Source organism: Sporosarcina sp. USHLN248 (genome assembly GCF_037144575.1).
GTDB classification, from domain to species: Bacteria; Bacillota; Bacilli; order Bacillales_A; family Planococcaceae; genus Sporosarcina; species Sporosarcina contaminans.
This window is the reverse complement of sequence record NZ_JBBCZC010000042.1, coordinates 1-14,937: the sequence shown is the minus strand read 5'-3', so window position 1 is coordinate 14,937 and position 14,937 is coordinate 1. Positions and strand designations below refer to the sequence as shown.

Annotated in this window: 13 protein-coding genes; 10 read left to right on the top strand and 3 right to left on the bottom strand. The window is 41.3% G+C overall.

All coding sequences use genetic code 11. The features are described 5' to 3' along the window. Nucleotides 1–43: 43 nt before the first annotated feature. Nucleotides 44–1,885, top strand: a complete 1,842-nt coding sequence (typA, locus tag WFH04_RS14990; protein ID WP_336824864.1) for a translational GTPase TypA — start codon at nucleotides 44–46, stop codon at nucleotides 1,883–1,885. Nucleotides 1,886–2,090: 205 nt separating this feature from the next. Then, complete coding sequence (locus WFH04_RS14985; protein ID WP_336824863.1) at nucleotides 2,091–2,423, top strand: YlaH-like family protein; 333 nt, start codon at nucleotides 2,091–2,093, stop codon at nucleotides 2,421–2,423. 22 nt (nucleotides 2,424–2,445) lie between these two features. Here the strand turns inward: WFH04_RS14985 and WFH04_RS14980 are convergent, their stop codons facing one another. Further along, complete coding sequence (locus tag WFH04_RS14980) at nucleotides 2,446–2,649, bottom strand: YlaI family protein (RefSeq protein ID WP_336824862.1); 204 nt, start codon at nucleotides 2,647–2,649, stop codon at nucleotides 2,446–2,448. Nucleotides 2,650–2,709: 60 nt separating this feature from the next. After that, entirely contained in the window at nucleotides 2,710–3,210 is a 501-nt protein-coding gene (locus WFH04_RS14975; RefSeq protein WP_336824861.1) for a peptidyl-prolyl cis-trans isomerase, read from the bottom strand. 222 nt (nucleotides 3,211–3,432) lie between these two features. Here WFH04_RS14975 and WFH04_RS14970 point away from each other — a divergent pair, with 222 nt between their 5' ends. The 3 genes from WFH04_RS14970 to pyc all read left to right on the top strand — a co-directional run bounded on the left by WFH04_RS14970 (nucleotide 3,433) and on the right by pyc (nucleotide 8,429). Then, nucleotides 3,433–3,714 (top strand): Fpa/YlaN family protein, encoded by a 282-nt coding sequence (locus tag WFH04_RS14970; RefSeq protein ID WP_336824860.1) that lies wholly within the window; start codon nucleotides 3,433–3,435, stop codon nucleotides 3,712–3,714. A gap of 80 nt (nucleotides 3,715–3,794) precedes the next feature. After that, nucleotides 3,795–4,964: an FtsW/RodA/SpoVE family cell cycle protein gene (locus tag WFH04_RS14965; RefSeq protein ID WP_336824859.1), complete on the top strand. Its 1,170-nt coding sequence runs from the start codon at nucleotides 3,795–3,797 to the stop codon at nucleotides 4,962–4,964. A gap of 24 nt (nucleotides 4,965–4,988) precedes the next feature. After that, on the top strand, nucleotides 4,989–8,429 hold the full coding sequence (gene pyc / locus WFH04_RS14960) for a pyruvate carboxylase (RefSeq protein ID WP_336824858.1): 3,441 nt from the start codon (nucleotides 4,989–4,991) through the stop codon (nucleotides 8,427–8,429). An 85-nt stretch (nucleotides 8,430–8,514) separates the two neighbouring features. Here pyc and WFH04_RS14955 read toward each other — a convergent pair whose 3' ends face one another. Further along, nucleotides 8,515–9,423: a COX15/CtaA family protein gene (locus tag WFH04_RS14955; RefSeq protein ID WP_336824857.1), complete on the bottom strand. Its 909-nt coding sequence runs from the start codon at nucleotides 9,421–9,423 to the stop codon at nucleotides 8,515–8,517. 335 nt (nucleotides 9,424–9,758) lie between these two features. Here WFH04_RS14955 and cyoE point away from each other — a divergent pair, with 335 nt between their 5' ends. From cyoE to WFH04_RS14930, 5 genes are all read left to right on the top strand, one after another. Further along, complete coding sequence (gene cyoE / locus WFH04_RS14950) at nucleotides 9,759–10,676, top strand: heme o synthase (protein ID WP_336824856.1); 918 nt, start codon at nucleotides 9,759–9,761, stop codon at nucleotides 10,674–10,676. Nucleotides 10,677–10,774: 98 nt separating this feature from the next. Continuing rightward, the gene (coxB, locus tag WFH04_RS14945) at nucleotides 10,775–11,839 is read left to right on the top strand and encodes a cytochrome c oxidase subunit II (RefSeq protein ID WP_336824855.1); all 1,065 of its coding nucleotides are present in this window, start codon (nucleotides 10,775–10,777) and stop codon (nucleotides 11,837–11,839) included. Nucleotides 11,840–11,873: 34 nt separating this feature from the next. Next, nucleotides 11,874–13,748: a cbb3-type cytochrome c oxidase subunit I gene (locus tag WFH04_RS14940; RefSeq protein ID WP_336824854.1), complete on the top strand. Its 1,875-nt coding sequence runs from the start codon at nucleotides 11,874–11,876 to the stop codon at nucleotides 13,746–13,748. Beyond that, complete coding sequence (locus WFH04_RS14935) at nucleotides 13,748–14,374, top strand: cytochrome (ubi)quinol oxidase subunit III (RefSeq protein WP_336824853.1); 627 nt, start codon at nucleotides 13,748–13,750, stop codon at nucleotides 14,372–14,374. The genes WFH04_RS14940 and WFH04_RS14935 overlap by 1 nt, the downstream gene beginning before the upstream one ends. Before the next feature lies 1 nt (nucleotide 14,375). Then, on the top strand, nucleotides 14,376–14,723 hold the full coding sequence (locus WFH04_RS14930) for a cytochrome C oxidase subunit IV family protein (RefSeq protein ID WP_336824852.1): 348 nt from the start codon (nucleotides 14,376–14,378) through the stop codon (nucleotides 14,721–14,723). The last annotated feature ends 214 nt before the right edge of the window (nucleotides 14,724–14,937 follow it).

The window sequence follows — 14,937 nt, the reverse complement described above, 5'->3', positions numbered from 1 at the left end:
TAACACAGTTAAGCATCTGAAAAAAGACAAACGGAGTGAAAATATGACAACAATACGTAATGATTTACGAAATATAGCGATCATCGCACACGTCGACCACGGAAAAACAACTCTTGTCGACCAATTATTGAAACAATCCGGGATTTTCCGGACGAATGAGCATGTGGAAGAACGTGCAATGGACTCCAATGATCTTGAACGTGAACGCGGAATTACGATTTTAGCCAAAAATACTGGTATTGAATATAAAGATACAAAAATCAACATTTTGGATACCCCTGGACATGCTGATTTTGGGGGAGAAGTAGAACGGATTTTAAAAATGGTTGATGGTGTTATTCTTGTAGTCGACTCCTTTGAGGGATGTATGCCGCAAACCCGGTTTGTTTTGAAAAAAGCATTGGAAACTAATTTGAAGCCAATTGTCGTAGTCAATAAGATTGACCGGGAATTTGCACGTCCGGAAGAAGTCGTCGACGAAGTGTTGGAGCTATTCATCGAGTTGGATGCCAACGACGAACAACTGGAATTCCCAGTTGTCTATGCTTCAGGATTTAATGGAACAGCAAGTTTATCACCTAACCCTGCTGATCAGGAAGATACACTACGGGTTCTATTCGACGCCATTGTAGAACATATCCCGGCACCGATTGACAATCGTGATGAGCCGTTGCAATTCCAAGTTTCGCTTTTGGACTACAATGACTATGTTGGACGAATCGGCATCGGTCGAGTGTTTAGAGGAACGATGAAAGTCGGTCAACAAGTTACAGTCATTAAACACGACGGATCAACGAAAAATTTCCGAGTTACAAAAATGTATGGGTTTTTAGGTCTTAAAAGAATTGAAATCAATGAAGCAAACGCTGGAGATCTCGTTGCCATTTCAGGAATGGAAGGGATCGATGTTGGCGATACGGTATGTCCTGTAGACCATCCTGAGGCATTGCCGGCTCTTCATATCGATGAACCGACATTGCAAATGACATTTTTAGTGAACAATAGCCCTTTTGCAGGTAAAGAAGGGAAATGGGTAACTGCAAGGAAAATTGAAGAGCGGTTAGAGCAACAATTGGAAACGGACGTATCTTTGCGTGTTGATCCGACGGATTCTCCTGATGCATGGGTCGTTTCCGGCAGGGGCGAACTACATTTGTCCATATTAATTGAAAATATGCGACGGGAGGGCTATGAACTTCAAGTATCTAAACCGGAAGTCATTATAAAAGAGATCGATGGTGTTCGCTCTGAGCCTGTAGAACGGGTGCAAATCGATATTCCAGAAGAGTATACTGGCTCCATCATTGAGTCGATTGGCGAGCGAAAAGGTGAAATGCTTGATATGATCAATAATGGAAATGGCCAAGTACGACTCATATTCCTAGTTCCTGCACGTGGCTTGATTGGCTATTCTACAGAGTTTCTTTCTTTAACAAGAGGATATGGGATCATCAATCATACTTTCGATTCGTACAAGCCTGTCGCTCATGGGAAGGTTGGCGGAAGACGCCATGGTGTATTAGTTTCCATGGAGACCGGAACCGTTACTGGATATGGTATAATGCAATTGGAAGATAGAGGTATTATGTTTGTAGAGGCCGGAACTGAAATTTATGCAGGGATGGTTGTCGGTGAAAATAACCGTGATAATGATTTGACGATCAATTTGACGAAAGTAAAACATGCAACAAACGTCCGTTCAGCAACAAAGGACCAAACTGTCACGACGAAAAAACCTCGGATTTTATCATTGGAAGAGGCTTTGCAATATGTTGGTGATGACGAATATTGTGAAGTGACTCCTCAATCAATTCGTTTGCGCAAAAAAATCCTCGATAAGAACGAACGGGAACGTGCACAAAAAAAGAAAAAACTTGGTGAATGAGTTGTGCGGTACACATCAGTTGCAAAATTTTCACATCGGCAAGAACAGTTGTTAGCTCGAAAAAACAGATAGTAAAGTTGAGCTGGCAATAACTTGTATGAGCGGGTGTGTATATTATCCCCACTCATACAAGTTTCACTGTATAATAATAGTGGGAAATAAAAAGAATGCGTACAATCGCTTTGCTTAGAAGGGAATGTGCTATATGAATGGTACTATTGGGGATGCAGATACAATTGAAGCAATGTCTCCAGTTGTTCGAATGATTTATGAGCTGACATCATCTTCAATGACTGGTATTTTGTTGTTCATTGTCGTTTTCATCCTTTCAGCTATCGTTTATAAGTTAGGTTTTGCGCGCAAAATAAAGCTTTGGCAAAATGTTGTCGTTTATAGTTTCCTATTTTTAGGATGTATTATTTTGACGTTTTTCGCCATTTTCCTTCCGATCGTAGAAGGGCTTATAGTTGCCGCGCTAATTTTGATCATTTATAGAGTACGCCGTATGAATGAACATAAACAAAACTCCACCAACTAGCTGGTGGAGTTTTTTATTGTTGTTAAAAGTTGCTTTCTGCACTGTGGGAACTGCGAAAGAAATGGAATTTCCCGGTTGAAATTCTCCGGTTCGTTTCATTTGTTATTCTATCTTTGCATTGCTCACACATATACGTATTGATCGGATGGTTTCGCAACTTTTTTGCTAATGGCGTGTCTTCGGGAAGGTTCCCGATTTCATCGCAAAGTACACATTTTACTCGCAATGGATCAACTCCTTAAAAAAGGAAACTCATTTGAAAGTCATATTTTGCTCATTGTCGGTATTAATGAATTGTAATGCCGGTCACGTTTCTCATCGGTGTCGATTGGTTGGAACCGTCTTTAAAAAGAACATGGACTGGCCCATCTTCAGTAATCGGTTTTCCGTTGTCGCTAAACTTCAAAATGAAATCATTTACGCGAGAAAGAGGGAATGTTTCCTCAATTTGATCACCGAGTTCAAAAGTGATTTGTTCTGCATCGTCATCAGGAACGGCATTTTTAATAAAGTGGTCGAGAGAAATGCCGAAGGTGCCAGTAATCATTTTTTTTCTATCAAATTTCTTTTCCGTTTTTAAAGTTGGCGGAAATACTGCCCCTTCCATAATTTCGCGGGACCAATGAGCGCCCATATCTTTTTTGTATTCTTCAATTTCATCCTTTTCGATGAAGTCAGTTGTGAAAAAAGTGTTTAGGTCAATTTTTCGATCGTCAAATATCCATACAGTTGGATCTAACGTAATGACGTGTTTGACCTTACCTTTAATCGGAATAATTGCTTCCAAATGAATAGCCCCCTACATAATGAATATCGAATTCTACACATTAAGTATACCGCTTCAATTATCATGTGGAAAGCTTTTCACATTCTTCATGATTGAATAGTACCGTCGTTTTATAAGGCTCCTCATCGTCTCATAAGGGAAACACTTGCAATTTGGCTTGTCAAAGGCTACAATTTATTCATACTCACCAAGAAGAAATATGGGGTGAATGGGGGCGTCCTCATGGATATAGAAGTTCAAGAAACATATCAGGAAAAAGCTTTGAAACAACTTCAAGCTGATGCCGAAAAAATTGCTCAACTCATAAAAGTGCAGATGGATCATTTGACGATGCCTCAATGCCCGCTTTATGAGGAAGTTTTAGATACTCAAATGTATGGCTTATCGCGCGAAATTGATTTTGCTGTCAAGTTGGGTCTCATTGAAAGAGAGAAAGGGAAGGAGATTCTTTCCTTGCTTGAAAAAGAAATGAATGTTTTGCATGAGCTATATACAGAGAAATAAGTTACAGACTCAAACTCATTAATAGTTTGAGTTTTTATTTTACATAATGATCGTTCAAATCGACAAAATTGAGGTATAAAATGATGAAAAATTATTTTAAAAAGGTGATCCGCCATTTCGATTATCCATTATTTATCGCCTATTTGCTGTTAATCTTTTTTGGTTTAATAATGATCTATAGTTCAAGTATGGTGACGGCGGTAAATAAATATAATTATCCACCTGATTATTTTTATCGAAAGCAGTTGATCAACATCGCCATTGCTTTGCCGGCTTTTCTTGTGGCGGCTTTTTTCCCTTTTCAAAATTATAAACGAAAAGGGCTAATGATCAGTGCAATTGGGTGTATGTTCCTACTTTTAGGTGCTGTACATATATTCGGCTTTGGGGGAGATGTCGGTGCGCAAAGCTGGATCAGACTGCCGGGTTTCGGGAATATTCAACCTTCAGAGGTTGCTAAGTTAGTCATTATCGTTTATTTTGCTAGTGTATTTGCGAAAAAGTATGAAGCGGGAACAATTGATAATATTAATAAATCAATTGTTCCTCCGATTAGTATATTAATGATTGCTATATTCTCCATAATGATGGAAACGGATATCGGGACATCATTTATTATCGTCGCTGCAGCATTATGTGTATTGGCCGCGAGTGGAATTCAGCTAAGGACGTTTATGAAGTTGAGCGGAATTGTCGGACTAACGATGATACCCGTAGCGATTATTCTATTTTTCACCTGGGATACGCTCATGACGGATGGACGGAAAGGGCGCATTTTAGCATTTTTGAATCCATTTGATTATATCCAAGGGTCAGGCTATCAAATTGCTAATGGTTATATAGCAATTGGGACTGGTGGAATTAAAGGTTTAGGATTGGGGAATTCAATTCAAAAAATGGGCTACTTGCCAGAACCGCAAACTGATGTTATCATGGCAATTATTTCTGAAGAAACCGGGATATTCGGAACATTCATCGTTTTAGGTGGATTAGGATTCATTGTGATGCGTGCATTGTATATTGCAATGAAGACAAAAGAACCACAAGCGAGAATGCTATCAGCTGGAATCGGGAGTGTAATCGGGATACAAACCTTTGTAAATATAGGAGGTTTAACCGGTTTGATTCCGCTTACAGGGGTGCCATTGCCGTTTATTAGCTATGGCGGTACTTCTCTTATTCTGTTATCTTTGGCTTTAGGAATATTGATGAATGTATCAATGTTTGTAAAATATCAAAAAAATAAATAGAAAAGGATGTGCCGTATGGAGGGAATGGGAAACATTAAAAAAATTCTTGTAGCGAACCGCGGGGAAATCGCTATTCGTATTTTTCGTGCATGCACTGAATTGGAAATTCCGACTGTAGGGATTTACTCGGCTGAAGACCGAGGTTCTTTTCATCGTTATAAGGCGGACGAGTCTTATCTTGTAGGAGAAGGAAAGAAACCGATTGACGCTTATTTGGACATGGAAGGCATCATTACAATTGCAAAAAGATGCGGAGCGGATGCAGTTCATCCAGGTTATGGATTTCTTGCCGAAAATGAAGAATTTGCGCGCAGGTTAAAAGAAGAGGGGATTCTTTTCATCGGCCCGACTGCGGAGCATCTTGATATGTTTGGCGATAAGGTGAAAGCAAGAGAACAGGCCATTAAAGCTGGCATTCCTGTTATACCAGGTACTGACGGCCCTGTATCTTCTTTAGAAGAGGTACGGTCGTTTGGTGAAGAGCATGGATATCCGATCATCATCAAAGCAGCTTTAGGCGGTGGCGGAAGGGGCATGCGCATCGTCAACGGTGCGGATGAAGTCGGAGAAGCTTATGAGCGCGCAAAATCCGAAGCGAAATCTGCTTTTGGATCTGACGAAGTCTATGTGGAAAAATATGTTTCAAAACCGAAGCATATTGAAGTTCAAATATTAGGGGATACATATGGCAATGTCGTGCATCTCTACGAACGCGATTGCTCGATCCAGCGCCGGCACCAAAAAGTTGTTGAAATTGCACCGTCCATTTCTCTGGATGAAGATTTGCGAAGTGAAATTTGCAACGCTGCGGTAACGTTGATGAAAAATGTATCTTATGTAAATGCAGGAACAGTGGAATTTTTAGTAGCTGACGGCAAGTTTTACTTTATCGAGGTGAATCCACGCATTCAAGTTGAGCATACGATTTCGGAAATGGTAACCGGAATCGATATTGTACATGCACAAATTCATATAGCGAATGGCGGCAATTTACATGAGGGATTATCGCCAATACCTGCACAAAAAGATATACCGCTTTTCGGTTATGCAATTCAATCGAGAGTTACGACTGAAGATCCTCTGAACGATTTTATGCCGGATACTGGAAAACTTATGGTTTACCGGTCAGGAGGAGGTTTCGGCGTACGCCTTGACGCGGGGAACGGCTTCCAAGGTGCCGTCATTACACCTTATTACGATTCATTGTTAGTAAAAGTATCTACTTGGGGAATGACTTTCCGCGAAGCTGCGGCTAAAATGGACAGAAATTTGCAGGAATTCCGCATTCGGGGCATTAAGACAAATATTCCGTTTTTAGAGAATGTCGTTTGCCATGAAAATTTCTTAACTGGGAATTACGATACAAGTTTTATCGATTCCACTCCTGAATTATTTGAATTTCCCGTCAAACAGGATCGTGGAACGAAAATCTTAAACTATATTGGCAATGTAACAGTAAATGGTTTCCCTGGAATTGGTAAACAATCAAAACCTGTTTTCCAAATGCCGAGAAAACCGATCGTCGATTTGCGTAGTGAGCCTAAAACGGGCACAAAACAAATTTTAGATGAGCATGGTGCAGATGGCTTAGTAAATTATATTAAAGGACAGAAGGATGTCCTATTGACAGACACTACATTTAGGGATGCTCACCAATCTTTGTTGGCGACGCGTGTCAGAACGGCGGACATTGCAGAAATCGCTTCTGAATCAGCAAGGCTGATGCCCGATCTGTTTTCGTTTGAAATGTGGGGCGGAGCGACATTTGACGTTTCCTACCGCTTCCTGAAGGAAGATCCTTGGGAAAGGTTAGAGAAGCTGCGTGAGCAAATTCCAAATGTATTGTTCCAAATGTTATTTAGAGGGGCAAATGCCGTCGGCTATTCTAATTATCCAGACAATGTCATTAGAGAGTTCATAAAGACTGCAGCACGATCTGGTATCGATGTATTCCGTATTTTTGATAGTTTGAACTGGATCAAAGGAATGGAAGTTGCAATTGAAGCAACTAGAGATGCCGGCAAAGTGGCTGAAGCTGCACTCTGTTATACAGGTGATATTTTAGATCCTCTCAGAACGAAGTATACAGTCGACTACTACAAAAAGATGGCGAAAGAGTTGGAAGCGACTGGTGCTCATATTTTGGCAATTAAAGATATGGCGGGACTTTTAAAGCCCGAGTCTGCATATCGTCTAATTTCAGAGTTGAAAGAAACGGTCGATATTCCGATACATCTCCATACGCACGATACGAGCGGCAATGGCATTTATATGTACGCTAAAGCAATTGAGGCTGGCGTTGACATCGTGGATACTGCATTAGGGTCAATGGCTGGGCTAACATCGCAACCATCCGCCAACTCCCTTGCTTATGCGCTGCAGCATGGCGAACGCACTATTCGTGCAGACATCAATTCGCTTGAATCACTTTCTTATTACTGGGAAGATGTTCGCAAATATTATCAGAACTTTGAAAGTGGCATGATTAGCCCGCATTCAGAAATATACGTCCATGAAATGCCTGGCGGACAATATTCGAACTTGCAACAGCAAGCTAAGGCGGTAGGCCTTGGAGAACGGTGGGAAGAGGTAAAAACAATGTATTCCCGAGTGAACATGCTGTTCGGAGATGTCATTAAAGTTACCCCTTCTTCAAAAGTGGTTGGGGATATGGCACTCTTCATGGTGCAAAATGATTTGGACGAGGAAACGGTTATTACTCGCGGTCAAACAATCGACTTTCCTGAGTCTGTTATTGAATTTTTCGAAGGGTATATCGGCCAGCCGTACGGAGGTTTCCCAAAAGAATTACAGAAAGTCGTTTTGAAGGAACGCCAACCGATTACGGTGCGTCCTGGCGAGTTGTTAGATGATGTGGATTTTGACGAGTTGCTCGTCAAAACGGGGAAACTATTAGGCCGAGAATCGACAATGAAAGACGCACTCTCCTATGCACTTTATCCAAAAGTGTTTGAGGAATTTGCGAAAATGCAAAATGAATTTGGAGACATCTCTGTCATTAGCACTCCGGAATTTTTATTCGGCATGAGATTAGGTCAAGAGATTGAAGTTGAAATTGAAAAAGGAAAAACATTGATTGTCAAGCTGGTGTCGATCGGTGAGCCTCAATTCGACGGCACTCGGGTTATTTATTTCGAGCTGAATGGGCAGCCTCGTGAAGTGGTCATTCAAGATATGAGCGTCGAGTCGAATGTTGTAAGAAAGCAGAAAGCCGATCCGGGCAATGAAACACATATTGCTGCAACAATGCCCGGAACGGTGCTTCAGGTGGCAGTTTCCAAAGGAGCGAAAGTGAAAAGGGGAGGGCATCTTCTCATTACAGAGGCAATGAAAATGGAAACGACGATTCAGGCGCCATTTGACGGGATTGTAAAAGAGATTCATGTGATGAAAGGGGATTCCATTTCGACAGGTGACCTATTGGTCGAATTGGAACATTCATAATGACGTGACGCACCTGTTAAGCCGATCGGTCTTAGCAGGTGCGTTTTATCGAAAAGAAAAAACCGCGGTTATTCGCGGTTTTGACTTATTTTGTTTTACTTCTTGAAGTTAATAATACCATATAGGTGAGAAGACCGAATAAAAGGGTAACGAATAAGGAATGCATCAATGCGAGGTATAGGTTCAGCTTCGTTAAGACGACTGCAGCTCCTGCCAATACTTGCAATGTCACTAAAACGAATGCGCTAATCCAACCCCAGTAAATAACCCTTTGATTCTTATAATGGCGAATGGCGTGCAATGCAATGATGCCGATCCAAATGAAGATAAGCGCAGCAGCTGTCCGATGGCTCATTTGCACCCATTCCCAGAAGTTTGAAGGAAGTGAGAAGTCGCCATTCGTACACATCGGCCACTCGGTGCACGCCAGTTCTGATTCTGTATGGCGTACAAGTGCACCTGAGTAAATAACAATATAGGAATAGATCGTAACACCAAATGTATGCCATTTTAATGTTGGGCGGATTTTCAATTTGTCAGCATCAAATTTCTGATCCACTTCAAATATTAAGAGCATAAGAAGGAAAACGGCGGCAAAAGATATGAGCGAAATGCCGAAGTGAAGGGCTAAAATGAAATCCCCTTGGCCCCAAAGAACTTGAGCCGCTCCGATAAGAGCTTGTAAAATCAAGAAAAAGATTGCCAAAAATGATAGAAATTTCGTTTCTCTTTTATGACCAATTGCTTTCCAAGACCAAACAGATAGCACGACTATTAGTATGCCTACTGCTCCGGTTACGAGACGGTGTGAAAATTCAATGAGCACTTCTGCAGTAATTTCGTCCGGAATTAGTTGTCCGTTGCAGCCTGGCCAATGACGACCGCACCCCATACCGCTATCGGTTTTTGTAACGAGCGCTCCACCTAACAAGAGAAGCAGCATTCCGACAGTGGAAGCGACAGCAAACCATTTTAAATATTTATTATATCGCAAAAAAAGACACCTTCTTTTTGAATGATGACCGTAGTACAAAAAAGGCCTTACTTGTCGATGATAGCTAATAAACATTTAAAAAACAATGCATTTTGATTGAAAACAGATATTCGTTTGGTGATTTCACAAATTGTTCATAAAAAAGACCCTTTAACTTCACAAAAGGCATATAGAAATGATTTACTATAGATAGGCAAGGCGATATAGGTGTATGAAAGGTATGTCGCCAATTATGAGATTCGGCTGGAAATTGGATTATGTATAGAAATTGCCGCCGGATTTCGATATAGTTAAGTATGATGGTCTTTGCTGACGAGGTTGAAGGGAGGGTTATTATGTCAAACGGTCGTGCGATTTCAACTTCGGTTAAATCGGAAATCGAGTCTCCATCCTTTATAAAAGATTTCCTAGCACTTATTAAAATCGGTATCGTCAATTCAAATTTGATCACAACATTTACTGGAGTGTTCTTAGCTTTTCAATTTACAGGAATAAGCTTTATTAGCAATCTTGATCTTCTGTTATTTGCAATGCTTGGGACGGGCTTGATTATCGCAGGTGCCGCTGCGTTGAACAATCTGATTGACCGGGATATCGACCCGATCATGTCCAGGACGAAAGCTCGTCCAACCGTTACGGGAAGGTTCAACATGCCGGCTGTGTTGGCAATGTCACTCGCTTTTATCGCAATAGGTGAAATGTTGCTTTTCTCGGCTTCCACCTCAGCAGGATTGTGGGGACTTGCGGGCGTATTCAGCTATGTTGTACTCTATTCCATGTGGTCGAAAAGAAAACATGTCAGCAATACGGTAGTCGGAAGTATTTCCGGAGCCATTCCTCCGTTGATCGGTTGGGCGGCTGTGTCACCGTCACTTGGCATTGAAGCATGGGCATTGTTTCTCATTATGTTCGCGTGGCAGCCGCCACATTTTTATGCTTTGGCAATGCGCAGGACAGAAGAGTACAGAGCGGCCAACATTCCGATGTTGCCGGTCGTCAAAGGATTTGAAAGAACGAAGAAGTCAATGCTTTGCTGGATTCTTTTGCTATTCCCGTTGCCATTCATGCTATCCGGTTTAGGAATCGGCTTTATAGCACTTGCAACGCTCTTAAATATCGGGTGGCTGTATCTATCATTGAAAGGGTTTAAAGCGAAGGAAGATTTAAAATGGGCTACATCCATGTTCGTCTATTCGCTTAATTACATGACGATCCTTTTTGTTGCGATGATCATCTTCTCGATCTTTATTTGATATGTGGAATTCTTTCTTTTGACAGGAATTCATCATAGAGAGGTCAATAGTCCTCAATTGAACAAAACATTTTTTAGAAAGAGAGGTATTAGTAAGCGATGATGAAAGGACTCAAAAAATGGCGTCTCTTTTCTCTATTGGCAGTACTAACAGTTTTCCTTGCAGGTTGTGGTCAAGAAGAACTTTCTACGCTTCTTCCTGCTGGTCAAGTAGGCCAGGATCAGTTTAACTTGCTGCTATTATCATCTGGAATCATGTTGCTCGTCATTCTTGTTGTAGTATTAATCTACTTGATCGCATTAGTGCGTTTCAGACGGTCAAAATTGGGTGAAGACCATGTTCCAGAACAAGTAGAGGGGAGCCATAAATTAGAGCTCGTTTGGACAGTCATTCCAATTCTATTGATTTTATTGCTCGCGGTTCCAACGGTTTATTACACATATAAACTAGGCGATGTATCAGCGATGGGTGCTGTTGACGAAGACGGGAATGCTGAAAACCTTGTAGTAGATGTGACAGCAAAACTATATTGGTGGGAATTTGAATATCCTGACTTAGGAATTGTCACAGCGCAAGAGCTGGTAGTGCCTATGGATGAAAAGGTTTATTTCAACTTAATTGCCGCGGATGTGAAGCACTCATTCTGGATTCCGGCTGTAGGCGGAAAGCTTGATACGAACGTAGAGAACGTTAACAAATTCTATTTAACATTTGAAAAGGATTCACAAAACCTAAAAGACGGCGTGTTCTATGGTAAGTGTGCTGAGCTTTGCGGACCATCGCATGCTTTGATGGACTTCAAAGTGAAAACAATGCCACGTGCCGAATTTGACAAATGGGTAGCTGCAATGCAAGCTTCTGATGAAAATCAAGTAGTTGCGAACCCAGCAGGTGAAGAGGTATTCCAACAAAGCTGTGTATTCTGTCACGCGACATCAGGTGTTGGTGAGAGCGGTGCACAAGGACCAAACCTTGCTACATTTGGTGACCGTAACCGAGTTGCAGGATTCATGGATCATACGAAAGAAGATTTGATCGATTGGATCAAAGATACACAAAAACATAAACCGGGCAATAAGATGCCATCTTTCGGCGATCAGTTATCGGACCAAGAGTTGGATGATTTAGCTGAATATTTGATGGGCTTATCGGTTGAAAAATAATCTTTTGTGATTTTTTGAATAGGAGGTAAACAAAGTGAGTTCAGTTGCTCAAAAAAAAGGTTTTGGTGCAACGCTGTGGGACTGGCTGACAACAGTCGACCATAAGAAGATCGGAATTCTTTATCTCCTTGGAGGCGGATTCTTCTTCGTCTTAGGTGGAATTGAAGCGCTAATGATTCGTTGGCAGCTCCATAAACCGAACAGCGATTTCGTCAGTGCTGGATTATTCAATGATTTGATTACAATGCACGGTACGACGATGATCTTCTTAGCAGCAATGCCGATTTTATTTGGATTTATGAACGCCATTGTACCGCTTCAAATTGGTGCACGTGACGTTGCGTTCCCTTTTATTAACTCATTAGGTTTTTGGATGTTCTTCTTCGGAGGATTATTCTTAAATATTTCTTGGCTATACGGTCAAGTTCCAGATGCTGGATGGACTTCTTATGCATCCTTATCACTTGCATCGCCAGGGCATGGGGTCGATTTCTATGCGATCGGTCTTCAAATTGCCGGTGGTGGTACGTTAATGGCGGGGATCAACTTCCTAGTCACAATTATTAACATGCGTGCTCCTGGTATGACTTACATGCGTATGCCGCTATTTACATGGACGACGTTTGTAGCATCAGCTATGATCTTGTTCGCATTCCCTCCATTGACTGTCGGTCTTTTCTTCTTAACATTTGACCGTATGTTCGGAGGTAACTTCTTTGACCATACAATGGGTGGTAACACGATTATCTGGGAGCATATTTTCTGGATTTTTGGTCACCCTGAAGTGTACATTCTTATTTTACCGGCATTCGGTATTTTCTCCGAGATCTTTTCAATCTTTTCTCGGAAACGCCTATTCGGTTACCCATCAATGGTCTTCGCGACTGTGTTGATCGGTTTCCTTGGTTTCATGGTTTGGGCTCACCATATGTTTACAGTAGGTCTTGGACCGACTGCGAACGCAATCTTTGCTGTTGCCACTATGGCAATTGCGGTACCAACTGGTGTTAAAATCTTTAACTGGCTTTTGACTATGTGGGGCGGAAGCATCAAAGTTACAACGCCTATGCTTTATGCATTAGGTTTTATTCCTTCATTCGTAATGGGTGGAGTTACTGGCGTTATGCAAGGTGCTGCGCCGCTTGACTATCAATTGCATGACTCATACTTTATTGTTGCTCACTTCCACTACGTTATCGTTGGTGGGGTTGTTCTCGCGATTTTAGCCGCTACACATCTATGGTGGCCAAAAATGTTCGGTACGATGTTGAACGAGACATTAGGAAAAGTAACTTTCTTATTCTTCTTCGTCGGGTTCCACATGACATTCTTAATTCAACACTGGTTAGGATTCTGGGGAATGCCGCGTCGTGTATGGACATATATGGACGGCCAAGGATGGAATGTAGCGAACTTTATTAGTACAATCGGAGCTTTGTTGATGGGAGTAGGGGTAATTGTCCTCGTCATCAATATCATCATTACATCTGTTAAGAACGTTAAAGTTGCAAATGATCCATGGGGAGATGGACGCACGCTTGAATGGGCTATCGGCTCTCCACCGGTTTTCTACAACTTTGCGGCTACTCCACTCGTTCGTGGTCTTGACACAGTGTGGATTGAAAAAACAGAAGGTAATGAATCAGGTTTGACTCCTGCTGAGCCTATTAAAGACATTCATATGCCGAACGGCTCAATCATTCCGTTACTAATGTCTTTCGGTCTGTTTATCGCAGGCTTTGGAGCGATGTTCCGCACTGAAACGGATTGGGGTCTTCCAGTTCTAATTTTCGGTCTACTTTGGACTTTCGTTGCGATGGCTGCACGGTCATTGCAAGACGATTTAGGCTATTATGTTAAAAAAGATGAGATTCTCCGTGATCTTAAGAACAAAGGGGGTCAAAACTAATGGATTTGAACAAAAAATTCACCCCTGAAACTTGGCCGGATCATCCCGAGAAGGCTACTTTAGAAGCGAAAAATAAGTTTGTTGGTTTTTGGCTTTTCTTAGGCGGAGAAACAATTCTCTTCGCTACGCTATTCGCGACTTATGTTGCATTGAAAAACTCCGGACCAAGCGGTTTTGGGTTTTCTACACAGGAGCTATATGAGCTACCGTTAGTTTTTGTTATGACGATGCTGCTTTTGACTTCTTCTTTGACAAGTGTATACGCGATGTACCATATGCGTAATTATAATTTCAAGAAGATGCAATTATGGCTTGCAATTACTGCATTGTTAGGTCTTGGTTTCCTAATGTTGGAAGTATATGAGTTCTCTCATTATGCTCAATTAGGTTTTACTTTCAATAACAGTGCGTTTAGCTCCGCGTTCTTTACGCTCGTTGGAACACATGGTTTCCACGTTGCAGTTGGGTTAGTATGGATTACATTGCTAATCTTCCGCAATGCGAAGCGCGGTTTAAACTTATATAACGCTACGAAGTACTATACATTCTCTTTGTATTGGCACTTCATTGATGTTGTATGGGTATTCATCTTCACTGTAGTCTACTTGATGGGAGTGATAGGTTAAGATGGCAGACATCCAAGTTTATAAAAGAACGCCGGCTGAACAAAAGCTTGCTGAGAGACGTGCTAAGCAGTCAATGCGCAGTCAGGTGATGATGTTTTCGCTCATGATTTTCCTTACATTAGTTTCATTCTCTATGGTTGTAGCGCATGAAGCGGGTGTAGCAGGATTTTCAAAATACTTCATCATCCCTATCGTAATGCTGTTTGCGGCGGTTCAAGTCGGTTTACAGCTATTCTATTTCATGCATATGAGTGAAAAAGGACATGGCATTCCTCAAATGTTCATGTTTACAGGAGCTCTTTTAGGGTTTCTAATTCCATTGACATTCGTAACAATTGTTTGGTGGTAATTAAGAAAAGCCTGTGGATTCTTTCCACAGGCTTTTCTTTTTATATTCATATCTATTTTTTGCGGTTCTATAATATTTGTTGGGGTATTCACACAAATTCAACAAAAAAAGCACGTAATCACCATTTCTTTTATACTTGAATTGTCGGAAAACAAGTAAACGAAAGGTGATACGTGCACATGAATTCTATCATGAATATTCCAGGATTAAAAGG

Excerpts from the sequence above, each read along its gene's own strand:
- WFH04_RS14965 (WP_336824859.1), top strand. The coding sequence starts at position 3,795 with ATGATGAAAAATTATTTTAAAAAGGTGATCCGCCATTTCGATTATCCA.
- WFH04_RS14930 (WP_336824852.1), top strand. The coding sequence starts at position 14,376 with ATGGCAGACATCCAAGTTTATAAAAGAACGCCGGCTGAACAAAAGCTT.
- cyoE (WP_336824856.1), top strand. The coding sequence starts at position 9,759 with ATGTCAAACGGTCGTGCGATTTCAACTTCGGTTAAATCGGAAATCGAG.
- typA (WP_336824864.1), top strand. The coding sequence starts at position 44 with ATGACAACAATACGTAATGATTTACGAAATATAGCGATCATCGCACAC.
- WFH04_RS14935 (WP_336824853.1), top strand. The coding sequence starts at position 13,748 with ATGGATTTGAACAAAAAATTCACCCCTGAAACTTGGCCGGATCATCCC.
- coxB (WP_336824855.1), top strand. The coding sequence starts at position 10,775 with ATGATGAAAGGACTCAAAAAATGGCGTCTCTTTTCTCTATTGGCAGTA.
- pyc (WP_336824858.1), top strand. The coding sequence starts at position 4,989 with ATGGGAAACATTAAAAAAATTCTTGTAGCGAACCGCGGGGAAATCGCT.
- WFH04_RS14970 (WP_336824860.1), top strand. The coding sequence starts at position 3,433 with ATGGATATAGAAGTTCAAGAAACATATCAGGAAAAAGCTTTGAAACAA.
- WFH04_RS14985 (WP_336824863.1), top strand. The coding sequence starts at position 2,091 with ATGAATGGTACTATTGGGGATGCAGATACAATTGAAGCAATGTCTCCA.